The following is a 26,515-nucleotide window of genomic DNA, read 5'->3' as shown; positions in this document are numbered from 1 at the left end:
TGTACGGGACATGCTCGATGACCTCCCCGCCCAGCTCGCCACCCTTCGCAGCACCTTCGACGACATCCGTGCCGTCGTCGGCGTCGAGCGACTGCAGGCCGAGATCGCCGACCTCACCGAGAAGGCCGGTGCGCCCGACCTGTGGGACGACCCGGAGGCCGCCCAGAAGGTCACGAGCGCGCTGAGCCACCACCAGGCGGAGCTCGCCCGCATCACGGGCTTCGAGCGGCGCCTCGACGACCTCGAGGTGCTCATCGAGCTCGCGCGCGAGGCCGAGGACGCGGATGTCGCGGCCGAGGCCGAGCAGGAGTACGCGGCCCTGCAGTCCCAGATCGGCGACCTCGAGGTGCAGACCCTGCTCGACGGCGAATACGACTCGCGCAGCGCGGTCGTGACGATCCGCTCGGGTGCGGGCGGCGACGACGCCACCGACTTCGCCGAGATGCTGCTGCGCATGTACCTGCGCTGGGCGGAGCGCCACAACTACCCGGTCAAGGTCATGGACACCTCCTATGCGGAAGGCGCCGGCATCAAGTCGGCCACCTTCGAGGTCGACGCCCCCTACGCCTACGGCACCCTCTCGATCGAGGCCGGCACCCACCGTCTCGCCCGGATCAGCCCCTTCGGCTCTGCCGACAAGCGTCAGACGAGCTTCGCGGCCGTCGAGGTGATCCCGGTGATGGAGGAGGCCGTCGAGGTGGAGATCCCGGAGGGCGACATCCGCGTCGACGTCTTCCGCTCATCCGGTCCCGGCGGCCAGAGCGTCAACACCACCGACTCCGCCGTGCGCCTCACCCACCTGCCCACGGGCCTCGTCGTGTCGATGCAGAACGAGAAGAGCCAGATCCAGAACCGCGCGGCCGCCATGCGCGTGCTGCAGACCCGTCTCCTGCTGCTCAAGAAGGAGGAGGAGGCGGCCAAGAAGAAGGAGCTGGCGGGCGTCATCACCGCGAGCTGGGGCGACCAGATGCGCTCCTACTTCCTCTACGGTCAGCAGCTCGTGAAGGACCTGCGCACCGGGTACGAGGTCGGCAACCCGGCCGTCGTGTTCGACGGCGACCTCGACGGCTTCATCGCCGCGGGCATCCGCTGGCGCAAGTCGAAGCCCGTCGACTAGCGCCGGTCGGGCTCAGAGCGCCTTGATGCGCTTCTTCGCCGCCCGCTCGCTCAGCACCGAGACGTAGTCGGTGACCGGCATCGACTGCAGGGCACCCACCTCCTCCGCCACGATGGTCCGGATCTGCGCCGCATCGGCGTCGGGGAACCTCTCGATGAGCCGGCCGGTGACCTGCTCCACGACCTCTTCCGGGTCGAATGCCGTAGCCATGTGCGCATCATGGCGCATCGAGGTGAACACTCGCCCCCTCGATGTCCCAGACTGGCCGGGTGGATCCCTACGTCTGGGCGGTCGATCTGGATCCCGCGGCCGCGGGGGAGAGCGAGCTCGCGTTGCTGTCGGCCGTCGAGCGGCGCCGATTCGACGAGTCCGCGCTCACCCCGGGTGCGCGGTTCCTCGCCGGGCGCGCGCTGCTGCGGCGCCTGGCGGGCGAGCAGCTGGGGCTCGCCCCGCACGAGGTGCCGCTCGCGGCGGTGTGCCCCGACTGCGGCGGCCCGCACGGCCGGCCGGTGGTCGAGGGATCCGAGCTGCGGGTGAGTCTCGCCCATTCCGCGGTCGGCGTCGTGGCGGTGGCCGCGTGGGGCCGCGACATCGGCGTCGACATCGAGCCGCTCGCGGCGACCGCCCGCAGCAGCCCCGCGATCCGTGAGGTCGCCGGGGGACGGGGGCTCGCGCACTGGACGCGCGTGGAGGCCGTCCTCAAGGCCGACGGTCGCGGGCTGCGCGTCGACCCCCGCGCGGTCCAGATCGCACCGCGCGGCGGGCGTCTCGAGGCCCGGATCGCCGACCGCCCGACGCGCTACCTGCTCGACGAGCCCGACCTCGCCGCAACGCTGCAGGTGTCGGTCGCCATCGCCCGGTGACGACGGCGCGGACTACGGCAGCCGCGGGAGCGAGGTCTCGAACAGCCAGCTGCGGAACAGCCGGTCGAGGTTCGCCCCGCTGATCTCGGTCGCGAGCTCGCGGAAGTCGTCGGTGGTGGCCGTGGCGAAGCGGCGGCGCGAGGTCCAGGTGCGGATGAGGCGGAAGAACGGCTCGTCGCCGATGGCGGTGCGGAGCGCGTGCAGCGTGAGGGCGCCGCGCTTGTAGACCCGGTCGTCGAACATCGCGTCGGGGCCGGGATCGCCCACGAGGAGGTCGCGCGGCTGGAGCGCGACGAGCCGGCGATGATGCCGCGCCCAGCCGTCGGCGCTCATCCCGCCCGAATGCTCCGACCACAGCCACTCGGCGTAGCAGGCGAAGCCCTCGTTGAGCCAGATGTGCTTCCAGGAGGCGAGGCCCACGCTGTTGCCGAACCACTGGTGGGCGAGCTCGTGGGCGACGAGCCGTTCCGAGCCGCCCCGGCCGTCGAGGTGGTTGGCCCCGAACACCGCGAGCCCCTGCGCTTCGAGGGGGATCTCCAGCTCGTCCGCCGTGACGACGATCCCGTAGCTCGCGAAGGGATACGGGCCGAACCGGTCCTGGAAGAACGACATCATGCCGCCGACGGCATGGAGGTCGTCGTCCACACGCCGCTCGATCGCGCGCGGGTATGCGATCACCCCGGGCACGCCCGCCCAGTCGACCGCCCGGCGCTGGTAGCGCCCGAGTTGGATGGTCGCGAGGTAGCTCGCGGTCGGCTCGTTCTGCTCGTAGTGCCAGTGCCCGATCCCCGAGGCCACCCGATGCTCCACGAGCACGCCGTTCGCGACCGCCGTGTAGGCCTGATCGACGCGGATCCGGATGCTGTACCGCGCCTTGTCGTCGACACGGTCGTTGACGGGGAACCAGCTGGGCGATCCGGAGGGCTGCGAGGCGACGATCACCCCGTCGCCGAGCTCCTCCCAGCCGACGAGACCCCACCGGCTGCGGATCGGGGCGGGGGAGCCCGCGTAGTCGACCACGAGCACGAAGTCCTCGTCCGCCGAGAGGGGCCGGGCGGGCGACACGACGAGCTTGCGCGCCGTCTGGGTGAATCGCGTGCCGCGCTGGCCCTCGATCCGCACCTTGTTCACCCGCAGCTTCGCGATATCCAGGCTGAAGCGCTCGAGCAGCTGCGTGCTGCGCGCCCGGATCGTCGCGACGCCGTGCAGCCGGTTGGTGGGCACCCGGTAGTCCAGGTCGAGCTCGTAGCGCTCCACCTGGTAGCCGCCGTTGCCGTTGTTCGGCAGGTACGCATCGCCCGCGGTCGGCGCCCCCACCGACTTCGCGGTCATCGCGAGGAGGCGAGGTGGTAGTCGGCGGTCGTCACCTCGCGCCACGGCCCGATCGGGTTGCCGCTCCAGCGGCTGCCCACCGGGACGAGCTCGCCGCGCATCACGAGCGAGGCGGGCCCGACGGTGCCGTGCGCACCGATCCGCGCCGCGGGGAGGATGACGCTGTGCGGCCCGAGAGTGGCACCACGCTCGAGCGTGACCGAATCGATGCTCATGACACGATCATGGAACAGATGGGTCTGGACCACACACCCGCGGTTGACGGTCGAGCCGTCGTCGAGCCGCGCGAGGTCGGCCTCGGGCAGCCAGTAGCTCTCGCACCAGACGCCGCGTCCGATGCGCGCACCGAGGCTCCGCAGCCACCAGACGAGGGCGGGGGTTCCCGCGGCGGGCTGGGCGAACCAGGGCGCCGCGACCATCTCCACGAAGGTGTCGGCCACCTCGCTGCGCCACACGAACGACGACCAGAGCGGATGCTCGGCGGCGCGGATCCGTCCGACGAACGCCCACTTCGCCGCCGTGCTGATCCCGGCGCCCACAGCCCCGGCCACCAGCAGCACCACGCCGCTCAGCAGCAGCGCGACGAGCGAGCCCCAGGCGTTCGCGAGCGCGGCGAGCGCGAAGAGCACGCCCAACCCGATGCCGCAGGTGACGAACACCGGCACGATGCGGCACAGCTCCCACAGGCCGCGCACGATGCGCAGCCAGGCGGGCGGATGGAAGGTGCGGCTGTCGTCGGCAGCCGCGATCGTGCGCCGCAGACGCACGGGCGGGGAGCCGAGCCACGACGAACCGGCTTTCGATTTCACCGGCGCCGCCGAGAGCACCGCCACGAGGCCGTCCTTCGGCACCACGTGGCCCGCGGCCGCCATCCCCGAGTTGCCGATGAACGCGCGCTTGCCCACCTCGACGCGCGCGATCCTCAACCACCCGCCGCCGAGCTCGTAGCCGGCGACCATGGTGTCGTCGGCGAGGAAAGCGCCGTCGCGGATGGTCGTCATGGTGGGCAGCAGCAGCACGGTCGAGGCTTCGACGTCGCGGCCCACCGTGGCGCCGAGCATCCGCAGCCAGATGGGCGTGAACAGGCTGGCATAGAGGGGGAACAGCAGGGTGCGGGAGAGGTCGAGGAGGCGCTCGGTGCTCCACACCTGCCAGCCGACGCGGCTGCGCACGGGGAAGGTGCCCTCGCCCACGCCGATCGACAGCAGCCGAACGCTCAGCACCACGAGGCCCGCGAACAGCACGCCCGCCACGATCGTGGCGCGGAACAGCTCCAGGAACCCCCGCAGCACGGCATCGGCGAGCGTCGGCGCACCGTGGATGGCGAGCGCCACGAGGATGCCGCCGGCCGCGAGCGCGAGCACGGGCATGAGCGACAGCAGCACCGAGGAGACCCCGAAGGCGGCGACCCAGCGCCGCCCGCCGGCCGGCCGCTCCGGGGGCCACCAGGCGCGCGCGGAACCCTCGCGCTGGGCGGGGGAGCCGGCCCAGTACTGCCCGGCGGGCACCCGACCGAACACCGCCGAGCCGGGCGCGATCTCGGCGCGCTTGCCGATGCGGGTTCCGGGTGCCAGGGTGCTGCGTGCCCCGACCGAGCTGCCCGCGCCGATGCGGATCGCGCCGATCCGGACGATGTCGCCGTCGATCCAGTACCCGGAGAGGTCCACTTCCGGCTCGATCGACGCTCCCGCGCCGACCGTGAGCATGCCGGTGACCGGCGGCAGGGTGTGCAGGTCGACGTCGGGACCGATCTTCGCCCCGAGTGCCCGCGCGTAGTAGCTGATCCACGGAGCCCCCGCGAGGCTCACCGCTCCCACGAGCTGCGCCGCCTGCTCGGCCACCCACAGCCGCAGGTGCACGCCTCCGCCACGCGGGTAGTCGCCCGGCCGCAGCCCCCACAGCACGAGACGTGCGCACACGACGGCGATGGCCATCCGGCCGATCGGGGTCCCGAACACGATGAGGCCCGGGATGAGCACCCCGAGCGGGATGGTCGGCAGCACCGCGAAGCCGCCGAAGCCCTGCAGGATGGCGCTCGCCGTGAACAGGTAGAGCAGCCAGCGCACACCGCTCAGGATGTACAGCGGGATGCCGAGGACGGTCTGCGCCAGCTGCATCCGGCGCGGGGTGGGGGCGACCTCGTGGAAGCTCTTCGGACCGTGCCCCGGAAGCTCCGAGCGCGCCGCGAGCGCGTCGGCCATCGCTCCGAGTCGCGGCTGGGCGTAGATCTCGGCGACCGTGAACTCGGGATCGTCTTCCCGGATGAGCGTCACGAGCTGGGCGGCCGCGAGCGAGCCGCCGCCGAGGTCGAAGAAGTTGTCGTCGGGGTCGGCGACCGGGATGCCGAGCACCGCCTGCCAGCGCTCCGCGAGCCGCCGCAGCCCCGGGTCGGTGTCCGACTCCTCCGGGGTGGCCTCGGGCAGCGGCCAGGGGAGCGCCGCGCGGTCGACCTTGCCCGAGGTGCGCACGGGCAGCTCGTCGAGCACCGCGAGCAGCGGGACGAGCGCCGCGGGCAGCTCCTCGCGCAGTCGTGTCATCGAGGCGGCCCGATCGAAGCCCGCGGGGTCGGGCACGGCGAGGTAGCCGACGAGCACCTGGTTGCCGGCCGCGGTCTCGCGCACGGCCACCGCAGCGCCGGCGACACCGGGGAGCAGGTGCAGGGCAGCCTCGATCTCGCCGAGCTCGATCCGGCGTCCGCCCACCTTCACCTGGTCGTCGGCGCGCCCCTGGAAGACGAGTCCCGCACGCTCGAAGCGCACGAGGTCGCCGCTGCGATAGGCGCGCGCCCAGCCGAGGCCCTCGTGGGGGGCGTACTTCTCGGCATCCTTCGCGGGGTCCAGGTACCGGGCGAGCCCCACGCCGCCGATGATGAGCTCACCGACCGCACCGTCGGCCACCGGCCGGCCCTCGGCATCCACGACGGCGAGATCCCAGCCGTCGAGCGGCAGGCCGATGCGCACCGGATCGCTGCCGTCGAGGAGCGCAGCGCAGGCGACGACCGTCGCCTCGGTGGGACCGTAGGTGTTCCACACCTCGCGCCCGTCGACCGCGAGTCGCGCCGCGAGCTCGGGCGGGCAGGCCTCGCCGCCGAAGATCAGCAGCCGCACGTTCTCGAGCGACTCGGCCGGCCACAGCGAGGCGAGGGTCGGGACGGTCGAGACGACCGTGATGCCACGCGCGGTGAGCCACGGACCGAGGTCGACGCCGCTGCGGACGAGCGCTCGCGGTGCCGGCACGAGGCAGGCGCCGTTGCGCCAGGCGAGCCACATCTCCTCGCACGAGGCGTCGAAGGCCACCGAGAGCCCCGCGAGCACCCGGTCACCCGGACCGATCGGCTCGCCCTGCAGGAACAGGCGCGCCTCGGCATCCACGAACGCCGCCGCCGAGCGGTGGGTCACGGCGACGCCCTTCGGGGTGCCCGTGGAGCCGGAGGTGAAGATGATCCAGGCGTCGTGCTCGGTCGTCGGCGGCTCGACGAGCGGCGTCGAGGAGGTGCTCGGGTGCGGGGGAGCCCCCGCGAACAGCGTCGCCGCCTCCGCCGCGGGCTCGGCGCCATCGGCGGAGGCCGCCGCCGGCTCGTAGCGCCCCGCGCCCGAGATGATCCCGCGCACCCCGGCCTCGCGGAACACGAGCTCCGCGCGCTCCTCGGGATCGTCGGCGTCGACCGGCACGTATGCGGCGCCGGCGGCGATCACCGCGAGGATCGAGATGTACAGCTCGCGCGATCCCGACGGCATCCGCACCCCGACGCGGTCGCCCGGTCGCACCCCGGCGATCCGCAGGCGTGCCGAGGTCGCCACCACCCGGGCCATGAGCTCGCGGTACGAGAGCGCGCCCTCGCCGTCGTCGAGCGCCGAGGCGTCGGGCCAGGCGAGCGTCGACGCCCGCAGGATGTCGAGCAGGGTGCGCGGCTCGGGCGCCGACCCACCCGCGAGAAGAAGCCCTGGCGCTTCATCGCGCGCATCCGATTCGTCGACCATGTCCGCCTTGTGTCTGTGCCGCGGGAAAATGCGGGCCACAGGATACGCGAGCAAAGTGAACCGCCATCGTTCACTTTGCCTCACTAGGATCGGCGCACCAGAGCGGGGCTCGACATCCGAGGAGGCAACGTGGCATCGAAGGATTCCGGCAAGAAGAAGAGCGCGAAGGCGAAGGAGCGCGAAGCCGCCGCGCTCACGGCGAAGAAGGCCGCCGCCAAGGCGAAGGAGAAGGCCAAGAAGGAGGCCGCCAAGGCCAAGGAGAAGGCCAAGGCGCAGGCGAAGAAGGCTGCCGCCGCGGCGAAGGCGAAGGCCAAGAAGGCCAAGGAGAAGGCCAAGGAGGCCGAGAAGAAGGCCGCCGCCCGGGTGAAGGCCCAGGCGAAGAAGGCCGCCCAAGCCGTCGCCGACGTGGTCGAGACCGCCCCTCCCGCCGTCGAGCCGACGGCTGCGACGGCTCCCGCCGACGAGACCTACGCCGTGCTTCGGGCGCGCGCCCGCGACCTGCGTATCCCGAACTACTCGCGAATGTCGAAGGCGGAGCTGCAGCGACGCCTCGCCGAGCGCGCCGCCGACTGATCCCGAACGGGGTCGGCTGATCCCGAACAGGGGGAGTGTCGCAGCCGGGGAGTCTGGTGAGCCTGCTTAGGCTCGAAAGGCCATGATCCGATTCGACCAGGTGACGAAGACCTACTCCGGTGCGACGCGTCCCGCACTCAACTCCGTGAGCCTCGAGGTGCTCAAGGGGGAGTTCGTCTTCCTCGTCGGCGCCTCCGGTTCCGGCAAATCCAGCTTCCTGCGGCTGATCCTCAAGGAGGAGCGGCCCACCAAGGGCAAGATCCACGTGCTGGGCCACGACCTCACGACCCTCGCCAACCGCAAGGTGCCGTACTTCCGCCGCAGTCTCGGCGTCGTGTTCCAGGACTTCCGGCTGCTGCCGACGAAGACCGTCTTCGACAACGTCGCCTTCACCCTGCAGGTGATCGGCAAGTCGAAGGGCTTCATCCAGGAGGCCGTGCCCGACGTTCTCAAGATGGTGGGCCTCGCGGGCAAGGCGGGGCGCCTCCCGCACGAGCTCTCCGGCGGTGAGCAGCAGCGCGTCGCCATCGCGCGCGCGATCGTCAACAAGCCGGCCATCCTGCTCGCCGACGAGCCGACCGGCAACCTCGACCCGGCGACGAGCGCCGGCATCATGACGCTGCTCGCGACGATCAACGCCAACGGCACGACTGTGCTCATGGCCACCCACGACTCCGGCATCGTCGACACCATGAAGCGTCGCGTGATCGAGCTCGTCGGCGGCCAGGTGGTGCGCGACGAACGGGCCGGCGGATACCAGACGCAGGCGATCCCGGTGCAGCGGCAGCGCGAAGAGGAGCAGGCGCTCTTCGCCCAGGCGCTCGATGCGGATGCCGAGGCCGAGCTGCCCTCGTGGGCGGCGGTCCCGGCGGCAACCGCGGCCGTGCCCGCGGCGGCGGCACCCCCCGTCGCCCCGGCCACCCCGGCCGCACCGGCGCCGCTGCGCGCCGTGTACGAGCGTCCCGCCGTGGTCACCCAGACCGCACCCCCCGCCGTCGCGCCGACCGCATCCGCTCCGCCCGTCCCGCCGCCGCTCGTGGAGCCGGAGGGTCGCTCATGAGGTTCGGACTCATCCTCTCCGAGGTCGGGCAGGGCTTCCGTCGCAACCTCTCGATGGTCGTCTCGGTCATCCTGGTGACGTTCATCTCGCTCACCTTCTTCGGCGCGGCGATCCTGCTGCAGCTGCAGATCGGGCAGATGAAGGGGTACTGGTACGAACGTGCCGAGGTGACCATCTACATGTGCGTCGCCTCGTCGCCCGAGCCCAACTGCGCCGAGACCGCCGCGACCCAGGACGAGATCGACGCGGTCCGCGACAAGCTCGAGAACGGCGCGCTCGCGCCGTACGTGCAACAGGTGACGTTCGAGGATGCGGAGGTCGCGTTCCAGAACTTCCTCGACGAGTTCGCGGGCACCTCGCTCGTCGAGATCGCGACCGTCGACATGTTCGGCGCGGACTTCCGAGTGAAGCTCGTCGACCCCGCGCAGTCCGAGGTGATCAGCGACGGGGTCACCGGGATGCCGGGGGTCGAGGAGGTGCGGGATCAGCGCGCCCTGCTGCAGCCGATCTTCGACGTCATGAGCGCGGCGAGCTACACGGCCGTCGGCATCGCGGCACTCATGCTCGTGGCGGCGGTGCTGCTCATCTCGACCACGATCCGGCTGTCGGCGTTCTCGCGGCGACGCGAGCTCGCGATCATGCGCCTCGTCGGGGCGTCGAACCGGTTCATCGAGACACCGTTCATCCTCGAGGGCGTGCTCGCGGCCGTCATCGGATCGCTGCTGGCGAGCGGGGCGGTCATCGCGATCGTGCAGTTCTTCGTGCACGGCTACCTCGCCGAGACCATCACCGACTACTCCTTCGTGGGCATCCAGGACGCGCTGCTCGTCGCCCCGATCCTGGTCGGCGTGGGCGCTCTGCTGGCGGCGCTCTCCGCGAGCGTCGCCATCCGCCGCTACCTCAAGGCGTAGCTGTACAACGCTGCAGCGCTACGCCTCGCGCTGCGGGGATACCGGGCGCGCGCGGCCCAGCGCTACAGCGCTATGCGGACTCGCATAGACTGAACGGCTGCCTGCGGATGCGGGCGGACGGACCAGGCGTGCTGAGGAGGTGCGAGATGCCCAAGGAACAGGGCGAGAAGGTCGTGGCGACCAACCGCAAGGCGCGCCATGACTACACGATCGAGGACACCTACGAGGCGGGCATCGTGCTCTCCGGTACCGAGGTGAAGTCGCTGCGGCAAGGCCGCGCCTCCCTCGTGGACGGCTACGCCTACATCGACGGCGGGGAGCTCTGGCTCGACGCCGTGCACATCCCGGAGTACACCGAGGGCACCTGGACCAACCATGCCCCGCGCCGCAAGCGCAAGCTCCTGCTGCACAAGGCTCAGATCATCAAGATCAGCCACCGCACCAAGGAGGGCGGCTACACGCTCGTGCCGCTGTCGATCTACTTCAAGGACGGCCGCGCCAAGGTCGAGCTCGCGGTCGCCAAGGGCAAGCGCGAGTACGACAAGCGTCAGGCGCTGCGGGAGCGGCAGGACAAGCGCGAGGCGGATCGCGCGATGTCGAGCCGCCGGCACCTCGGCGAGTAGCTCTCAGCTCGCCTCGAAGCGGGCGTCGACGGCGGCCGACACCTCGATGTCCTCCGGCGTGAAATCGAGTGCGTTGGCGCCGTTGTCGGCCGTCTTGAACGCCGCGGCGCGCAGCAGGGGTGGGGCGGGGAGCGGGGCGACGCCGCTCACCCCCAGCATCCCCGGATCGGCGATCGCGACCGCCGTCAGCTGACCGAGCCCGATCGCCTGCGCGAACACGCGCGCCTTGTCGGCGGCATCCTTCACCGCGCGTGAGCGCACCTCCGTGGTGACCGAGGTGCGCTTCGACTCGGTGAGCGCCCACTCGATCCCGTTCACCTGAACCCCGGAGACGGCCGCGGTCTCGATGAGCCAGTCCGCGAGCGCGTCGAAATCCTTGAACTTGACCGTCACCCCGATCGTGGCGTGGTGCACGAGCGGAAGCTGCTTGCCCTCGTTGTTCCACGGGCGGTCGGCCCACACCCGCACCCGGTCCGAGGACCACCAGGTGACGGGTCCCGAATCGGGATCATGGATGGCCGTCACCGAGTCGACGACCGTCTTCGCGGTGGCGGTCGCCGAGCCGAGCACGGTGTCGCGCGTGGCCCCGTCGAATCCGATCGAGATCCGGACGGTGGCGCGCTCTGCGGGGTACCAGGCGCTGAAGCTGCCCTGCACGGTGATGAGGGTCGACATGGGCCCATCCTGTCAGGCGTCGGCGGTGTCGGCTATGATGAAGGGCTGCGCACCTCTTGGGGGCGCGATTGACAACTCCACAGCGCGTGATGACGGCCCACCTCTCAGGGATCGCGAGATCCCGAGGTGACTCATGGGGATGATCGGTTTCGACATCGCCTGCGAAACTGCGAGAAGCGGGCCGAGGATGCAGGGTTATCTCGTAAACGATCTCTGCACACCATAGGTGCCAACGTTAAGCGCACCGACCTCGCTCTCGCCGCCTAAGGCGGAGTAGAAGGTCCGTCAGTCCGGACTCGCCCTCGATCCGGATCCTGGCGTCATCAAGAGGGCTTGCTGCGCGGTTGAGTTCCAGGGCCGTGCGGGACTTTCACTGGGGCTGGGCTCGTCGACCTAGGCGTTCGTGACACAGGTCGGAGCCGAGTAGAACGATTCCACGGACTGCGCCCGGAGAAGGCGCAGGCTCACAGCGATGGACCCGGGTTCAATTCCCGGCATCTCCACCATGCGCCGCCCAGGCACCGCCTGGGGCGGTCGAGCCGTCATCACGCGCTGAGGGGTCGGTGCTCGGGGCTCAGCGGCGGCGGAACAGCCCGTTGATCACGTCGCGGGCGATCCGCAGACCACCCGAGACGACCTCCTTCTGCATCCGCTCCTGCGCACGCTTCTGCTCGCGCGCCTCGCGGGCCGCCGCCTGCTCGGCCGCCTTCGCGGCGCGCGCAGCATCCTGCTCCGCCTTCTTCTGGGCGCGCGCGAGCTGGGCGTCGATGCTGCCGGATGCCGGCGCACCCCCCACCGGGACGCCCGCGGCCGCGGCGGCGGCCGCCGTGCGCTGGGCGATGATCTCCGCCGCACCGGTCTGCGGTGTCGCGGCGTACTTCGCGGTGAGCGGCGACGCGGCGACGGCGGCCTGCAGGGTGGCGTCCGGGGTGGGCTCCATGGATCCCTCCGGCGCGCGCAGTCGCGTCCAGGCGACCGGCGTGGGTGCGCCCTTCTCGTTCATGACCGTCACGATCGCCTCACCGATCGCGAGGGTCGTGAGCACCTCGCCGAGCGCGTACGCCGAGTTCGGGTAGGTCGACACCGTCGACTTGAGCGCCTTCGCATCGTCCGGGGTGTGGGCGCGCAGCTGATGCTGGATGCGACTGCCGAGCTGTGCGAGCACATCGCTCGGCACATCCTTGGGGGTTTGCGTGACGAAGAAGATGCCGACGCCGCGCGAACGGATGAGGCGCACGGTCTGGGTGACGACCGCGAGGAAGTCCTCGCTCGCGTCGCGGAACAGCAGGTGCGCCTCGTCGAAGAAGAACACGAGCTTGGGCTTGTCGACGTCCCCCACCTCGGGCAGCGACTCGTAGAGCCGGGTGAGCAGCCACATGAGGAAGGTCGAGAACAGTTCCGGTCGGCCCAGTTGGCTGCGCACCTCCAGCAGGCTCACGACGCCGCGCACCGTGCCATCCGAGGCGTCGGTGCGGAAGAAGTCCGCGGTGTCGATCTGCGGAAGCCCGAAGAAGACGTCCGCCCCCTGCTCGGCGAAGGCGACGAGTTCGCGCAGGATCACCCCCGCGGTCGCCTTCGAGAGGCCGCCCAGGTTCTCGAGCTCGGCCTTGCCGGACGCGCTCGTGAGGTGCTGCAGCACCGCGCGGAGGTCGTCGAGGGTGACGAGCGGCAGGTGCTGCTGGTTCGCGTAGTGGAACACGAGACCGAGGCTCGACTCCTGCGTCTGGTTGAGACCCAGCACTTTGGCGAGCATGGTCGCGCCGAAGCCCTCGACGCTCGCCCGGATCGGGATGCCGATGCCGTCGCCGCCGAGCGCGTAGAGCGCGGTGGGGGAGGCGTGCCCGCTCCAGGCCTGGCCGATGCGGCTCGTACGATCGAGCAGCTTCGGGTTGGACTCGCCGGGGCTCGCGATGCCGGAGAGGTCGCCCTTGATGTCGGCGGCGAACACCGGCACCCCCGCGGCGCTCAGCTGCTCGGCGAGCACCTGCAGGGTCTTCGTCTTGCCCGTGCCGGTCGCGCCCGCGACGAGCCCGTGACGGTTCACCATCGAGAGCGGGATGCGGATGGGCACGTCGGCGAGCGCGTCGCCGTTCACGAGCGCGCCCATCTCGAGTGCGGGCGCGTCGAAGGCGTAGCCGGCGCGGATGGCGTCGACGGCCGCCTGATCGAGCGGGCCGGCCGGCGCTGGCGCGGGCGGCGACGTGACCGCGGGCGCGGGGGCCGCCGGCGGGGCAGCCGCGGCGTCCGCCTCGGCCTCTGCCCCGGCCTCTGCCTCGGCCTGCGCGGTGGCCTGTGCCTCGGCGGCGGTCTCGGCGGCCGCCTGCGCCGCGGCCTGCGCCGCGGCAAGCGCCGCCTGTGCATCCTCCAGAGCCTTGCGTGCCGCCTCGACCGCGTCGTCGGTGTCCGTCATGGCACGAGCCTAGAACCCCAGCGTGTGTCCGATGCCATGGCGCGGCTGGAGCTACGACCCCGCGGCGGGAGGCGTTTCCCCCGCCCTCAGGTCGCGGCTCCCGCCGCGCTACGAAGGTCAGGGACGAGGGGACGCATCCATGAGGGTGGTGAAGCGCTGCTCGGGGTCGAGAGCGCGGCCGATCGTGGTCGCGATGTCGGCGAGCTGGGCGAGCTGTTCGCGGCTGAGCGGCTCGATGACCACCTGCCGCACGAGCGCGATGTGCCCGGGGGTGGCTCGGATCAGCTCGCGGCGCCCCTCATCGGTGAGGGTCGCGTTGGTCGCGCGGCGATCCTCCGCGCAGGGGCTGCGCCGCACGAGACCGCGCTTCTCGAGGCGCGAGACCACATGGGAGAGCCGCGGGAGGGTCGCGTTGGTGCCCGCGGCGAGGTCCGACATCCGCAGGGTGGCGTCGGGGGAGAACCGGAGGAAGGAGAGCACGGCGAACTCGAAGTGGGTGAGCTCGGAGTCGCGCTGCAGTTGGGAGTCGAGGGCGCTCGGCAGCAGCTCGAGCAGCGCCACGAGGGAGAGCCAGGCCGCCGATTCCTCGGCGTCGAGGCGGGGCACGAGTCGGGTCATGCGAGGAGTCTAGCGGAATACTTGCAGCGACAACTGAATGGGGGATATGGTTGAAACAACAACCAAACCAAGGAGCGGGACATGACCTCGATCAGCATCATCGGCATCGGCAACATGGGGGGCGCCATCACGGGCATCGCGGCGCGTAGCGGCGCGCAGGTGCAGGTGATCGCACGCGACCTCGAGAAGGCGACCGCACTCGCGGGCGACACCGGCGCGACCGCCGCCGAACTCGGCGCCGCGCTCACGGGCGACATCGTCGTGCTCGCGCTGCCGTTCGACGCCATCGCGGGTGTGCTCGACATCTACCGCGAGCAGCTCGACGGCAAGGTCGTCGTCGACATCACCAACCCGGTCGACTTCGCGACCTTCGACGGCCTCGTCGTGCCCGCGGACGGCTCGGCCGCATCCGTCATCGCCGAGCAGGTTCCCGGTGCCCACGTCGTGAAGGCGTTCAACACCAACTTCGCCTCCACGCTCGCCACCGGCGTGGTCGGTGGAAAGGCGACGACCGTGCTCGTGGCGGGCGACGAGCAGGCCGCCAAGGACGCCGTCATCGACTTCGTGCGCGCCGGCGGCCTGAACGCCGAGGACGCCGGATCGCTCAAGCGCGCCCGTGAGCTCGAGGGCCTCGGCTTCCTGCAGATCACGCTCGCCGCGGGCGAGAAGATCGGCTGGACGGGCGGCTTCGCCGTCGCGAAGTAGGCCCCTGCCCCCCAGAAATGCAGGAGATTCTGCTCGCATCCGCCGTCGTCTGCGCTGTCTGGCGGCCGGGTGCGGCAGAACTCCTGCATTTCTGGGATAGGGGGAGCGGGGATGCGGCGGTCGCCGGTGCCCCGCAAGCGGGGAATGATGGATGGTGTGGGCGCTTCCGCGCCTCGCGACCCGGAGGAACCGCATGAAGCTGCACACCGTCCGCACCCACCGCAGCGACGAGGCGCTCGCCCGGGAGGACGAGCTCGCCTGGAAGATCGCACAGGTGGCCGTCGACCCGGTGGCGGTGGAGCCCGCGGTGAGCGAGATGATCGTGAACCGCGTCATCGACAACGCGGCCGTCGCGGTCGCGTCGCTCTCCCGCGGTCCCGTCGTCGCAGCGCGCGGCCAGGCCGAGGCGCGGCCGCAGCACGCCCCGCGCGGGGGTCGCGCCGGATCGCGGGTGTTCGGCATCGACGGCGCCTTCGAGCCCGAGTGGGCGGCCTGGGCCAACGGCGTCGCCGTCCGTGAGCTCGACTACCACGACACCTTCCTGGCCGCCGAGTACTCGCATCCCGGCGACAACATCCCGCCCATCCTGGCGGTCGCGCAGCATGCGGGCGCGGACGGGGCGGCACTCGTGCGCGGCATCGCGACGGGCTACGAGATCCAGATGGATCTCGTGCGCGCCATCAGCCTGCACGCCCACAAGATCGACCACGTCGCCCACCTCGGCCCCTCCGCCGCGGCGGGCATCGGCACCCTGCTCGGCCTCGCGCCCGAGACGATCTCCCAGGCGATCGGCCAGGCGCTGCACACCACGACCGCCACGCGGCAGTCGCGCAAGGGCCAGATCTCCACCTGGAAGGCGCACGCGCCGGCCTTCGCGGGCAAGATGGCGGTCGAGGCGGTCGACCGGGCGATCCGCGGCCAGACCTCGCCGGCGCCGATCTGGGAGGGCGAGGACGGCGTGATCGCCTGGCTGCTCGACGGCCCCGACGCCCGCTACGAGGTGCCGCTGCCGGAGGCGGGGGAGCCCAAGCGCGCCATCCTCGACAGCTATACCAAGGAGCACTCGGCCGAGTACCAGGCGCAGGCCTGGATCGACCTCGCCCGGCGGCTCGGCGCCGCGCATCCCGAGCTGCGGAACCCGGATGCCGTGGCGGGGATCGTGCTGCACACGAGTCACCACACGCACTACGTGATCGGCTCGGGTGCGAACGATCCGCAGAAGTACGACCCCGCCGCGAGCCGCGAGACGCTCGACCACTCGATCCCCTACATCTTCACGGTCGCGCTGCAGGACGGTGCCTGGGACCATGTGGCCTCCTACGCGCCCGAGCGCGCCGGCCGCCCCGACACCGTCGCCCTCTGGCACAAGGTGACCACCGCGGAGGACGCCGAGTGGACCCGCCGCTACCACTCGGAGGACCCGGCCGAGAAGGCCTTCGGCGGACGCGTCGAGATCCGGCTCGCAGACGGGTCGCGGATCGTCGACGAGATCGCCGTGGCGGACGCCCATCCGCTCGGCGCCCGCCCCTTCGCGCGCCCGGACTACGTGCGCAAGTTCCGCACGCTCGCCGCCGGAGTGCTCGCGGAAGCGGAGATCGCGCGCTTCCTCGACCTTGCCGAGCGACTGCCCGAGCTGAGCGCGGCCGAGGTGGCTCAACTCAATGTGACCGCGGCCGGGCTGCCGACCGCCCCGGAAGGACTGTTCTGATGCTGCACTCGACCATCACCCCATCCGCCAAGCGCGCCGCCTTCCGCGCCCGACTCGCCTCGGGCGAGCTCGTGCGGATGCCGGGCGCCTTCAACCCGCTCTCGGCGAAGCTCATCGAGGAGAAGGGCTTCGAGGGCGTCTACATCTCGGGTGCCGTGCTCTCGGCCGATCTGGGGCTGCCCGACATCGGCCTCACGACGCTCAGCGAGGTCGCCGGCCGCTCCGCCCAGATCGCCCGGGTGACCGATCTGCCGGCGCTCGTCGATGCCGACACGGGCTTCGGCGAGCCGATGAACGTGGCGCGCACGGTGCAGATCCTCGAGGATGCCGGCGTCGCGGGGCTGCACCTCGAGGACCAGGTGAATCCGAAGCGCTGCGGCCATCTCGACGGCAAGCAGGTGGTCGACGAGCAGACCGCGCTCAAGCGCATCCGGGCCGCCGTCGAGGCGCGTCGCGACCCCGACTTCCTCATCATGGCGCGCACCGACATCCGGGGCATCGACGGCCTCGAGGCCGCGAAGGATCGCGCCAAGGCGCTCGTGGATGCCGGCGCCGACGCGATCTTCCCGGAGGCGATGGCCGACCTCGCCGAGTTCGCCGCCATCCGGGCCGCCGTCGACGTGCCCGTGCTCGCCAACATGACCGAGTTCGGCAAGAGCGAGCTGTTCACGACGCAGCAGCTCGCCGACGTGGGCGTCAACATCGTGATCTTCCCGGTGAGCCTGCTGCGGCTCGCGATGGGGGCGGCCGAGCGCGGGCTCGACACGATCCTCGCCGAAGGATCTCTCACCTCGCGGGTGCCCGAGATGCAGACCCGTGCGAGGCTGTACGAGCTGGTCGACTACGCCGGCTACTCGTCCTTCGACGCCGACATCTACACCTTCGACCTCCGCAACAACCACAACTGAACCCGCGAGGTGTCAGTTGGTGCACGATTCGCCGCCGAAAAGTGCAACAGCTGACATCTCGCGAGATGAGAAGGGACGCATGAGCGACATCAAGAAGGGGCTTGCGGGCGTCATCGTCGACGTGACCGCGATCTCCAAGGTCAATCCCGAGACGAACTCGCTGCTCTACCGCGGCTACCCGGTGCAGGAGCTGGCCGCGAACTGCACCTTCGAAGAGGTCGCCTACCTGCTGTGGCACGGCGAGCTGCCGACCCCCGTGCAGCTCGAGGAGTTCCAGGCCTTCGAGCGCGCGCACCGGGCACTGTCGCCCGTGGCCAAGCACGCGATCGACCTGCTGCCCGTCGAGGCCCACCCGATGGATGTCGTGCGCACCGCCGTGTCCGCGTACGGCGCCGCCGATCCGACAGTCGCGGACGCCTCGCCCGAGGCACAGCTCGACCAGGCGAAGCGCCTTTTCGCCCAGCTGCCGGCGATCGTCGCCTACATCCAGCGCCGACTGCGCGACGAGGAGCTCGTGGAACCGCGTGACGACCTCGGCTATTCGGCGAACTTCCTGCACATGACCTTCGGCGAGGTCCCGGAGCTCGTCGTCGTGAACGCATTCGACGTCTCGATGATCCTGTACGCGGAGCACTCCTTCAACGCGTCCACCTTCACGGCGCGCGTTGTCACCTCCACCCTCGCCGACCTGTACTCCGCCGTCACCGCGGCGATCGGCGCGCTCAAGGGCCCGCTCCACGGGGGAGCGAACGAGGCCGTCATGCACACCTTCGACGAGATCGTCTTCGCCGACCGTGCGGAGGGCTGGCTCGACGAGGCGCTCGCCGCCAAGCGCAAGATCATGGGATTCGGCCACCGGGTCTACAAGAACGGCGACTCGCGTGTGCCGACCATGAAGGCGGCGCTCGACACCCTGCTCGTCGAGTTCGACCGACCCGACCTGGGGGAGCTGTACGAGGCGCTCGAGAAGGCGATGGACGACCGCAAGGGCATCAAGCCGAACCTCGACTACCCCTCGGGGCCCGCGTACCACCTCATCGGGTTCGACACCGAGCTGTTCACCCCCCTGTTCGTGGCGGCGCGGGTCACCGGATGGACCGCGCACATCCGCGAGCAGGCGGCGGCCAACGCGCTCATCCGTCCGCTCTCCGAGTACGTCGGGCCCGAGGAGCGCCACCTCGACTAGTCCCCGAGAGTACGTACTTCGGGGCCTTCGGGAGGCGAATTCACCCCGGAAGTACGTACTCTCGCGGAGAAGGCCGCCCCGGCAACCGGGACGGCCTTCTCGTGTTCGACTGAGCGCCTCAGCTTCGGATGAGCGAGCCGCCGGCGCGCACGCGGGAGACCGCGTCGACCGTGGCCGCGAGCACCAGCACGCCACCCGTCACGATGTAGTTCACGCCGGCCGGCAGGTTGAGCAGGCCGAGGCCGTTCGCGATGACCGCGATCACGAGCGCGCCGATCGTCGCGTGCAGCAGGCGACCGCGTCCGCCGAAGAGGCTGACACCACCCACGACCGCCGCCGCGACACCGCTCAGCACGATGTCGGTGCCGAAGCCCGCGTTGACCGATCCGACCTTGCTCGCGCTGAACACGCCGGAGACGACCGCGAGCACCGAGCAGACCACGAACGCCGCCCAGCGGATCGTCACGACCTTGACACCGGCACGGCGGGCGGCCTCGGCGTTGCCGCCGATCGCGTAGATGTAGCGGCCGAAGCGCGTCCGGTCGAGCACGAAGGTGCCGATCCACAGGATCGCCAGCACGATCGGGACGACGATCGGCACCCCCTCGATGACCTTGATCGAGGAGGAGCGGTTCACGCTCAGGATCGCGATGACGAAGCCGCCGACGACGGCGATGACCGCGAGCTTGGCCCACACGAGGGCGATCGTGCGGTTCGGCACCCCGGCGCGGGTGCGCAGGCGGCGATCCCACAGCGAGGTCCCGAGCGAGATGAGCAGCATGACGCCGAGCATCGCCCAACCGCCCCAGATCGGCAGGTTCGCGTTCTGGATGGCGAGGAACTCGGGGATCTGGATGCGGAACACGCCGCCGTCGCCGAGCAGGATGAGCGTCACGCCCTGCAGCCCGATGAACAGACCCAGCGTCACGACGAACGACGGGATGCCGACGCGCGCCACGAAGAAGCCGATGAAGAAGCCGACCACGACGCCGACGCCGAGGGCGAGGACGAGCGCGATGATCCAGTTCATGTTGATGCCGTCAGGCTTCGTGAGCACCACGAACAGCGACAGCGCCACACCCGAGGTCACACCCGCCGACAGGTCGATCTCGCCCAGCAGGATCACGAACACGAGCGCCATCGCGAGCATCACGAGGGAGGCGGCCTGGGTGAGCAGGTTCGCGAAGTTGCGCTCGGTGAGGAAGTACTGCTGACCGAGCATGGTCTCGCTGAGGATCGTGAAGAGGATGACGAGCACGACGAGGCCGCCGATGGCCGGCAGCGCGCCCATGTCGCCGTTGCGCACGCGCTGGAAGTAGGCGCGCACCTGGTCGACAATGCCGCCCTCCTGGCCGCTGCCGATGAATCCGCCCTCCGCGGGGAGGTTCGTCGTGTCGAGGGACGGGGGGGTCGCGGGGGCGCTCATGCTGCTGCTCCGTTGTAGGTCTTGCTGCCGGTGATGTAGCCCACGACGTCGTCGCTCGTGGTCTCGTCCTTCGGGATGGAGGCGACCATGGTGCCGAGGTAGAGCACGTTGATGTAGTCGGCCACTTTGAAGACGTCCTGCAGGTTGTGGCTGATGATGATGACCGCGACGCCCTGGTCGGCGAGCCGGCGGACGAGGTTGAGCACCTGCTCGGTCTGGGCGACGCCGAGGGCGGCGGTCGGCTCGTCGAGGATGACGAGCTTGGCCTTCTTGAGCACCGAGCGGGCGATGGCGACCGTCTGGCGCTGTCCGCCGGAGAGCGACGAGACCTTCTGACGCACCGACTTCACGGTGCGCACCGAGAGCGAGCGCAGGGTCTCGCTCGCCTCGCGCTCCATGCGGCCCTCGTCGAAGGTGCCGGCGACGGTCTCCTCGCGGCCGAGGAACATGTTCTGGACGATGTCGAGGTTGTCGCACAGCGCGAGGTCCTGGTACACGACCTCGATGCCGAGCGCGGATGCCTCGCGCGGCGAGTGCAGCTGGACCGACTGGCCCTCGAAGCGCACCTCGCCCCCGTCGTAGGGCTGCACACCGGCGAGGCCCTTGATGAGGGTGGACTTGCCGGCGCCGTTGTCGCCGACCAGCGCGGTGACCTTCCCGGCATAGGCCTTGAGGTTGACGCCCTTCAGCACGCTGACGGGGCCGAAGCTCTTCACCACGTCGGTGAGTTCGATGAGGGGTGCATTCATCGGGCACCCTCCTTTCTGGGACTTCGTCGTCCCGTCCTTGTCATGCTCCCACCGATCGGCGGGTTTCGATCGTGCGAAGGGCCTCGCGCCGTGGATGAATCCCGACGCGAGGCCCTCCTCTACGGTGCTACTTGATGCCGAGCTCGGCGCACTTGGCAGCGACGTCGCCGGTGCACAGCTCCGAAGCGCTGGCGTTGCCGTCGTCGATGACCTTCTGCACGTCCGCGGCGCCGACGAGAACCGGCGTGACCGCGATGTACGGGGTGCCGTCGTCGAGTGTCTTGTCAGCGGTCGGCTTGTCGCCGTTCAGGAGCGCGATCGCCAGGTCGGAGGCCGCCTTGGCCTCGAGCTGGAACGGCTTGTAGACCGTGGCGGTCTGCTTGCCGAGGATCACGTTCTGCAGGCCCGCGACCGAGGCGTCCTGACCCGAGACGGGAACGGTCAGACCGTTCTTGTCGAGGATCGAGATGATGCCCGCGGCGTTGGCGTCGTTGGCGGACCACACGGCGTCGACCTTGCCGCCGAGCGAGGTGAGGACCTGCTCGAAGTTGGTCGCCGACTTCTCGGTGTCCCAGACACCGGCGGGCTCGGCGGCCGGCTTGATGCCGGCGGCCTCCATGACGCTCACGGCGCCGTCGTGGAACATCTTGGCGTTGCCGTCCGAGGGGTCGCCGCCCATGTAGACGACGGTCGCGGTGGCCGGGTCCTTGCCGGCGGCCTTGAGGCCGTCGACGACCGACTGGCCCTCGAGCTCGCCGACCTTCACGTTGTCGAACGACACGTAGTAGTCGGCGCCCGCGATGGGACGGTCGTAGGCGATGACCGGGATGCCCTCGGCCTTGGCCTTCTCGGTGACGGCCACGCCGGCACCCTGGTAGTCGACGAGCAGCATCACGCCGCAGCCCTTGGAGAGCTGCTGGTCCGCGATGGTCGCGAACTGGTTGGTGTCGCCCTTGGCGTTCTGGATGTCGGCCTCGAAGCCGGCGGCGGTGATCGCCTCCTGGAGAGCGGGGCGGTCGCCGTTCTCCCAGCGGTCGGACGACTCGGTGTCGGGCAGGATCACGCAGGCGCGAGTCGCGGTGGCCTTGCCACCGTCTCCGTCGCCCTCGGTGGCGGGGGTCGAACATCCGGCAAGAACCAGTGCCGAAGCACCGGCGAGTGCAGCGAGCGAAATCAACGATGACTTCTTCACGTCACTCCCTTTCTCATGGTGTGAGGGAGAACTTCCTCGTAGTACCACTCTCGGCGTTGAACAGTGGCAGTGCGATTGTGCACTGTATTCAAGACTTGAAGTTAATCGGCGCGGCAGAAATTCAGTAACTTTTCGGTAACAGCCCAGAAGCACGGCGATTCTTCGGGGATCGGAGGCCGCCGACAGCGTCGTGAGTTCAGTTCACGACATGAACGATTGGGATGGACGGCTCAGCGCGCGAGGTGCGCCAGGGCGGCGTCGTGCAGGAGCCCGTTGCTCGCGAGCACGCCCGAGGAGCTGAGGGGATCCCCGCCGTCGACCGTCGTGAAGCGCCCGCCCGCCTCGCGCACGATCGGCACGAGGGCGGCGATGTCCCACGGCTTCAGATCGAACTCGCCGACGACGTCGATCGCGCCCTCCGCGAGCAGCATGTAGGCCCACAGGTCGCCGAAGGCGCGCGTGCGCAGCACGCTGCGGGAGAAGCCGATGAGCTGCTCGAGATAGCCCGCCTCATCCCAGCCCTGCAGATTGTTGTAGCTGAGGGTGGCGTCCGCGAGGCTGTCGATGCCGCTCACCCGCAGGCGCCGCGGCTCCTCGTCGCCGTGCTGCACGAACGCGCCGAGGCCCTTCGCCCCCCACCAGCGGCGCCCGAGTGCGGGCGCGCTCACGACACCGACGACGGGATCCCCGTCGACGGTCAACGACAGCAGGGTGCCCCAGATCGGCACGCCGCGGGCGAAGTTGCTCGTGCCGTCGATCGGGTCGACGATCCAGCGCCGGGCCGCGTCGCCCTCCGAGCCGAACTCCTCGCCCAGGATCGCGTCACCGGGACGCGCCTCGGCCAGATGGGCGCGGATCATCCGCTCCACCCGGGTGTCGGCATCCGTCACGATCGACTTGTCGACCTTGAGCTGGATGTCCAGATCCTGGGCGCTGTAGCGGTCGAGCGCGATGAGGTCGGCCTCGGCGGCGAGCGTGAGGGCGACGGCGAGGTCGTCGGCGACGGTGGGGGTTCCTGCGGCGGTCACCGGCGAAGCCTACCCGGCCAAAGAGGACAGCAGGCGCTGCAACGAGTCGACGCGGGCGGCGTCGAGGGTGCCGCGCTCGACCGCCTCGTTGAGGGCGCAGTCGGGGGCGTCGGCGAGGTGGGTGCAGCCGCGGGGGCAGTCCTCGGCGACCGCCGCCAGGTCGGGGAAGCCCCGCAGGATGTTGGCGGGATCCACGTGGCCCAGGCCGAAGGAGCGCACCCCCGGGGTGTCGATGATCCAGCCGCCGCTCGGCACCCGCAGCGACACGGTCGAGGAGGAGGTGTGGCGTCCGCGTCCCGTGACCGCGTTGACGGCACCGGTGGCCCGATCGGTGCCCGGCACGAGCTCGTTGACGAGGGTCGACTTGCCGACCCCCGAATGCCCGACCGCGACCGTCGTGTGGCCGGCGAGCAGCGGCGCGAGCTCGTCGAGCGGCCAGGCTCCCCGCGCGCTGCGCACGACGGGCACCTCGAGCGCCGCGAAGTTCGCGAGGAACGGTCCCGGGTCGGCGAGGTCGGTCTTGGTGATGACGATGAGCGGCTGGATGCCCGCGTCGTACGCGGCGACCAGATACCGGTCCACGAGCCGAGGGCGGGGCTCCGGATCGGCGGCCGCGACGACCACCATGAGCTGGTCGGCGTTCGCCACGATCACCCGCTCCACCTCGTCGGTGTCGTCGGCGCTCCGCCGCAGCAGGGTCGTGCGCGGCTGGATGCGCACGATCCGGGCGAGCGTTCCTGTCTCACCCGAGGCATCGCCCACGAGGTCCACGCGGTCGCCGGTCACGATCGCCTGGTCGCGCAGTTCGCGCGCCCGGGTCGCCGTGATGCTGCGCTCATGCTCGCCGTCCTCGTCGACGAGCACCGTGTAGCGCCCGCGGTCGACCGAGAGCACCCGGCCGTCGACGGCGCCCTCGTGGCTCGGGCGGATCTTGGTGCGCGGCCGGTTGCCCTTCGGGTTCGGCCGCACCCGCACGTCCGACTCGTCCCAGGCGTCGAAGCCCTCGGGTTCCTCGTCGTCGCTGAGCCAGCTCACAGAGGCAGCGACTCCCAGCGCGTGGCGTGCGGGTCGCGGTCGAGGAGCCGATCCCACAGTTCGGGGAACTCGGGGAGCGTCTTCGCGGTGCAGCCGATGTCGTCGACCGTCACCTCCGGCACCACGAGCCCCGCGAGCGCGCCCGCGGTGGCCATGCGGTGATCGGCATATGCCTCCCAGGCGCCGCCGTGGAGGGGGCGCGGACGGATCTCGAGCCCGTCGTCGAACTCGACGACCTCGCCGCCCAGCCGCCCGATCTCGGTCGCGAGCGCGGCGAGGCGGTCGGTCTCATGCCCGCGCAGGTGCCCGATCCCGGTGATGCGACTCGTGCCGTCGGCGAAGGCGAGCAGGGTGGCGATGGGGGGCGCGAGCTCGCCGCCGATCGCCAGGTCGAGATCCACCGCCCGGACCGGCGCCCCGCCCCGCACGCCGACACCGCCGTCGATCGTCACCCGCTCGCCGTCGCGCGTGACGGTCGCCCCCAGTCGCGGCAGGATGCGCAGCAGTTCGTCGCCGACCTGCGTGGTCTCGGTCGGCCATCCGCCCACCGTGACGGTGCCGCCCGCCAGCAGCGCGGCCGCGAGGAACGGCCCGGCGTTCGACAGGTCGGGCTCGATCTGCACATCGAGCGCGCGGATCGGCTGCGGCGCGACCACCCACACCCCGGGCTCCGGCTCCTCGACGCGCACCCCGCGCGCCGCGAGGCACTCGATCGTCATGCGGATGTGGGGGAGGCTCGGCAGGCGCTCACCCGTGTGCCGCAGGGTGAGGCCGTTCCGGAAGCGCGGGGCCGCGAGCAGCAGGCCCGACACGAACTGGCTCGACGCCGACGCGTCGATCGCGAGCTCGCCCCCCGCCACCTCGCCGGTGCCGTGCAGCGTGAACGGCATCGTGCCGCGTCCGTCGTCGCTCACCTCGATCCCGAGGCCACGGAGGGCCTCGATCGTGGTCGCCATGGGCCGCTTGCGCGCGTAGGGGTCGCCGTCGACGCTCGTGGGGCCGAGCGCGAGGGCGGCGACGATCGGCAGGAAGCGCATCACGGTGCCCGCGAGGCCGCCGTCGATCGAGGAACCGTGCAGCTCGCCCGGGGTGACCCGCAGGTCGGGGCCGAACTCGCCGTCACCGGGAATCTCCTCGATCCCCACCCCGAGATTGCGCAGCCCTTCGATCATGAGCGCGCTGTCCCGCGAATGCAGCGGCCGGCGCAGGGTCGAGGGGCCGTCGGCGAGGGCCGCCAGCACGAGCTCGCGGTTGGTGAGGCTCTTCGAGCCGGGGAGGGTGAGGCGTGCCGACAGCGGTCCGGTGGCGAGCGGCGCGGTCCACGCAGCGGGCGCTCCGCCTGTGGCACGCGAATGCGTCGCCTCGAGCACCGGGTCCGCGGACGGCACCGGGACCTCCGGGATCAACGCGTCCCGCTCGGAATACCTCATGAAGCCCATCGGTTGACAAGGGTAGTGCCCCGTCCGGGGCGGGACGGAGTGGAGCGTGCTGGTGCTCGACGCGACGGCCGCGCCGGAAGGCCTCGGAACCCGCGAACTAGACTCGTGGCCGATGGACGAGACCGTGCGCCCCGAGTCGACCCCCGACGAGCTCCGGGGGCTCTTCACCGAGCAGGCGATCCCCTTCATGGACCAGCTCTATGCTGCCGCGATGCGCATGACGCGCAACCCGGCCGATGCGGGCGACCTCGTGCAGGAGACCTACGCGAAGGCGTTCGCGGCGTTCCGCAGTTTCGAGCAGGGCACCAACCTCAAGGCGTGGCTGTACCGGATCCTCACCAACACCTATATCAACAGCTATCGCAAGAATCAGCGCAATCCCTACCAGGGCACCATCGACGAGCTCGAGGACTGGCAGCTCGGCTCGGCCGAGTCGGTCACGCAGGGCCGCTCGACGCGCTCCGCCGAGGCCGAGGCGATCGATCACCTTCCCGACTCGGATGTCAAGGAAGCGTTGCAGTCGATCCCCGAGGACTTCCGCCTCGCGGTGTACCTGGCCGATGTCGAGGGCTTCTCCTACCAGGAGATCGCCGACATCATGAAGACCCCCGTCGGCACCGTGATGAGCCGACTCCACCGCGGACGCCGCCTGCTGCGCGAACGTCTCGCCGATTACGCCCGCGAGCGTGGCTACACCGCCGCGGACCCGTCTCCCAGGAGCACGACATGACCGATTGCGGCTGCGACAAGGCCAAGGCCGAGCTCGAGGAGTTCCTGCACCGCGAGCTGAGCGAGCAGGATCTCGCCGACGTGCAGGAGCACCTCGACAACTGCGAGGACTGCTCCACCGAGCACCTCGTGGGGTTGACCCTCACCCAGAAGGTGCAGCGCGCCTGCCAGGAGAAGACCCCCGACGCCCTCCGGCAGCAGATCCTGGAGTCCCTCGACCGCTGAACCCCGCTGATCGAGTGCCGCGC

General features: G+C 70.7%; 24 protein-coding genes and 1 other RNA gene. 13 read left to right on the top strand and 12 right to left on the bottom strand.

Annotated features, from left to right (window positions below; genetic code table 11):
* Positions 1 to 10: 10 nt before the first annotated feature.
* Positions 11 to 1,117 carry a peptide chain release factor 2 gene (gene prfB / locus FLP23_RS10840; RefSeq protein ID WP_149325875.1) on the top strand — a complete coding sequence of 369 codons (1,107 nt, stop codon included), beginning with the start codon at positions 11 to 13 and terminating at the stop codon, positions 1,115 to 1,117.
* Between the two features lie 12 nt (positions 1,118 to 1,129).
* Here the strand turns inward: prfB and FLP23_RS10835 are convergent, their stop codons facing one another.
* A complete protein-coding gene (locus FLP23_RS10835) occupies positions 1,130 to 1,327 on the bottom strand; it encodes a three-helix bundle dimerization domain-containing protein (RefSeq protein WP_149325874.1) in 198 nt (65 codons plus the stop codon).
* 59 nt (positions 1,328 to 1,386) lie between these two features.
* On the opposite strand from FLP23_RS10835, the gene FLP23_RS10830 reads away from it, so the two are divergent.
* On the top strand, positions 1,387 to 1,980 hold the full coding sequence (locus FLP23_RS10830) for a 4'-phosphopantetheinyl transferase family protein (RefSeq protein WP_149325873.1): 594 nt from the start codon (positions 1,387 to 1,389) through the stop codon (positions 1,978 to 1,980).
* Between the two features lie 12 nt (positions 1,981 to 1,992).
* Here the strand turns inward: FLP23_RS10830 and FLP23_RS10825 are convergent, their stop codons facing one another.
* Positions 1,993 to 3,312: a M1 family metallopeptidase gene (locus FLP23_RS10825; protein WP_149325872.1), complete on the bottom strand. Its 1,320-nt coding sequence runs from the start codon at positions 3,310 to 3,312 to the stop codon at positions 1,993 to 1,995.
* On the bottom strand, positions 3,309 to 7,292 hold the full coding sequence (locus FLP23_RS10820; RefSeq protein WP_149325871.1) for a Pls/PosA family non-ribosomal peptide synthetase: 3,984 nt from the start codon (positions 7,290 to 7,292) through the stop codon (positions 3,309 to 3,311). Before FLP23_RS10820 ends, FLP23_RS10825 begins: the two co-directional genes overlap by 4 nt.
* A gap of 129 nt (positions 7,293 to 7,421) precedes the next feature.
* Between FLP23_RS10820 and FLP23_RS12305 the strand changes: the two genes are divergently transcribed.
* The 4 genes from FLP23_RS12305 (at position 7,422) to smpB (ending at position 10,459) form a co-directional block, all read left to right on the top strand.
* The gene (locus tag FLP23_RS12305) at positions 7,422 to 7,865 is read left to right on the top strand and encodes a hypothetical protein (RefSeq protein WP_168200430.1); all 444 of its coding nucleotides are present in this window, start codon (positions 7,422 to 7,424) and stop codon (positions 7,863 to 7,865) included.
* Between the two features lie 82 nt (positions 7,866 to 7,947).
* Complete coding sequence (gene ftsE, locus FLP23_RS10810) at positions 7,948 to 8,925, top strand: cell division ATP-binding protein FtsE (RefSeq protein WP_246139971.1); 978 nt, start codon at positions 7,948 to 7,950, stop codon at positions 8,923 to 8,925.
* Positions 8,922 to 9,836 (top strand): permease-like cell division protein FtsX, encoded by a 915-nt coding sequence (gene ftsX, locus FLP23_RS10805; protein ID WP_149325870.1) that lies wholly within the window; start codon positions 8,922 to 8,924, stop codon positions 9,834 to 9,836. The genes ftsE and ftsX overlap by 4 nt, the downstream gene beginning before the upstream one ends.
* 146 nt (positions 9,837 to 9,982) lie before the next feature.
* Positions 9,983 to 10,459: an SsrA-binding protein SmpB gene (smpB, locus tag FLP23_RS10800; RefSeq protein ID WP_149325869.1), complete on the top strand. Its 477-nt coding sequence runs from the start codon at positions 9,983 to 9,985 to the stop codon at positions 10,457 to 10,459.
* A gap of 3 nt (positions 10,460 to 10,462) precedes the next feature.
* Here smpB and FLP23_RS10795 read toward each other — a convergent pair whose 3' ends face one another.
* Positions 10,463 to 11,134, bottom strand: coding sequence for an SIMPL domain-containing protein (locus FLP23_RS10795; protein WP_149325868.1), 672 nt, complete (start codon positions 11,132 to 11,134; stop codon positions 10,463 to 10,465).
* A gap of 135 nt (positions 11,135 to 11,269) precedes the next feature.
* Between FLP23_RS10795 and ssrA the strand changes: the two genes are divergently transcribed.
* Positions 11,270 to 11,640, top strand: a transfer-messenger RNA (tmRNA) gene (gene ssrA, locus FLP23_RS10790).
* 68 nt (positions 11,641 to 11,708) lie between these two features.
* Here ssrA and FLP23_RS10785 read toward each other — a convergent pair.
* Both FLP23_RS10785 and FLP23_RS10780 read right to left on the bottom strand, forming a co-directional pair.
* The gene (locus FLP23_RS10785) at positions 11,709 to 13,544 is read right to left on the bottom strand and encodes a helicase HerA-like domain-containing protein (protein ID WP_149325867.1); all 1,836 of its coding nucleotides are present in this window, start codon (positions 13,542 to 13,544) and stop codon (positions 11,709 to 11,711) included.
* 117 nt (positions 13,545 to 13,661) lie between these two features.
* Positions 13,662 to 14,162: a MarR family winged helix-turn-helix transcriptional regulator gene (locus tag FLP23_RS10780; protein WP_149325866.1), complete on the bottom strand. Its 501-nt coding sequence runs from the start codon at positions 14,160 to 14,162 to the stop codon at positions 13,662 to 13,664.
* Positions 14,163 to 14,243: 81 nt separating this feature from the next.
* Between FLP23_RS10780 and FLP23_RS10775 the strand changes: the two genes are divergently transcribed.
* The 4 genes from FLP23_RS10775 to FLP23_RS10760 all read left to right on the top strand — a co-directional run bounded on the left by FLP23_RS10775 (position 14,244) and on the right by FLP23_RS10760 (position 18,669).
* Positions 14,244 to 14,867, top strand: a complete 624-nt coding sequence (locus FLP23_RS10775; protein ID WP_149325865.1) for an NADPH-dependent F420 reductase — start codon at positions 14,244 to 14,246, stop codon at positions 14,865 to 14,867.
* A gap of 193 nt (positions 14,868 to 15,060) precedes the next feature.
* The gene (locus tag FLP23_RS10770; protein ID WP_149325864.1) at positions 15,061 to 16,575 is read left to right on the top strand and encodes an MmgE/PrpD family protein; all 1,515 of its coding nucleotides are present in this window, start codon (positions 15,061 to 15,063) and stop codon (positions 16,573 to 16,575) included.
* A complete protein-coding gene (gene prpB / locus FLP23_RS10765; protein WP_149325863.1) occupies positions 16,575 to 17,483 on the top strand; it encodes a methylisocitrate lyase in 909 nt (302 codons plus the stop codon). The genes FLP23_RS10770 and prpB overlap by 1 nt, the downstream gene beginning before the upstream one ends.
* Before the next feature lie 79 nt (positions 17,484 to 17,562).
* On the top strand, positions 17,563 to 18,669 hold the full coding sequence (locus FLP23_RS10760; protein ID WP_149325862.1) for a bifunctional 2-methylcitrate synthase/citrate synthase: 1,107 nt from the start codon (positions 17,563 to 17,565) through the stop codon (positions 18,667 to 18,669).
* Positions 18,670 to 18,787: 118 nt separating this feature from the next.
* Here FLP23_RS10760 and FLP23_RS10755 read toward each other — a convergent pair whose 3' ends face one another.
* The 6 genes from FLP23_RS10755 to aroA form a co-directional block, all read right to left on the bottom strand.
* Positions 18,788 to 20,095, bottom strand: coding sequence for a sugar ABC transporter permease (locus tag FLP23_RS10755; RefSeq protein WP_149325861.1), 1,308 nt, complete (start codon positions 20,093 to 20,095; stop codon positions 18,788 to 18,790).
* Positions 20,092 to 20,844, bottom strand: coding sequence for an ATP-binding cassette domain-containing protein (locus FLP23_RS10750; RefSeq protein ID WP_149325860.1), 753 nt, complete (start codon positions 20,842 to 20,844; stop codon positions 20,092 to 20,094). Before FLP23_RS10750 ends, FLP23_RS10755 begins: the two co-directional genes overlap by 4 nt.
* A 127-nt stretch (positions 20,845 to 20,971) precedes the next feature.
* The gene (locus FLP23_RS10745) at positions 20,972 to 21,907 is read right to left on the bottom strand and encodes a sugar ABC transporter substrate-binding protein (protein ID WP_246139970.1); all 936 of its coding nucleotides are present in this window, start codon (positions 21,905 to 21,907) and stop codon (positions 20,972 to 20,974) included.
* Between the two features lie 359 nt (positions 21,908 to 22,266).
* Positions 22,267 to 23,064, bottom strand: coding sequence for an inositol monophosphatase family protein (locus FLP23_RS10740; protein ID WP_149325858.1), 798 nt, complete (start codon positions 23,062 to 23,064; stop codon positions 22,267 to 22,269).
* Between the two features lie 9 nt (positions 23,065 to 23,073).
* Complete coding sequence (rsgA, locus tag FLP23_RS10735; protein WP_149325857.1) at positions 23,074 to 24,099, bottom strand: ribosome small subunit-dependent GTPase A; 1,026 nt, start codon at positions 24,097 to 24,099, stop codon at positions 23,074 to 23,076.
* Positions 24,096 to 25,529 (bottom strand): 3-phosphoshikimate 1-carboxyvinyltransferase, encoded by a 1,434-nt coding sequence (gene aroA, locus FLP23_RS10730; RefSeq protein ID WP_149325856.1) that lies wholly within the window; start codon positions 25,527 to 25,529, stop codon positions 24,096 to 24,098. Before aroA ends, rsgA begins: the two co-directional genes overlap by 4 nt.
* Before the next feature lie 121 nt (positions 25,530 to 25,650).
* Between aroA and FLP23_RS10725 the strand changes: the two genes are divergently transcribed.
* Complete coding sequence (locus FLP23_RS10725) at positions 25,651 to 26,268, top strand: sigma-70 family RNA polymerase sigma factor (protein ID WP_149325855.1); 618 nt, start codon at positions 25,651 to 25,653, stop codon at positions 26,266 to 26,268.
* Positions 26,265 to 26,492 carry a zf-HC2 domain-containing protein gene (locus FLP23_RS10720; protein WP_149325854.1) on the top strand — a complete coding sequence of 76 codons (228 nt, stop codon included), beginning with the start codon at positions 26,265 to 26,267 and terminating at the stop codon, positions 26,490 to 26,492. The genes FLP23_RS10725 and FLP23_RS10720 overlap by 4 nt, the downstream gene beginning before the upstream one ends.
* Positions 26,493 to 26,515 lie beyond the last annotated feature (23 nt).

The organism is Protaetiibacter larvae (assembly GCF_008365275.1).
Lineage (GTDB): Bacteria > Actinomycetota > Actinomycetes > Actinomycetales > Microbacteriaceae > Homoserinibacter > Homoserinibacter larvae.
This window is presented reverse-complemented; position numbering and strand designations above follow the sequence as displayed.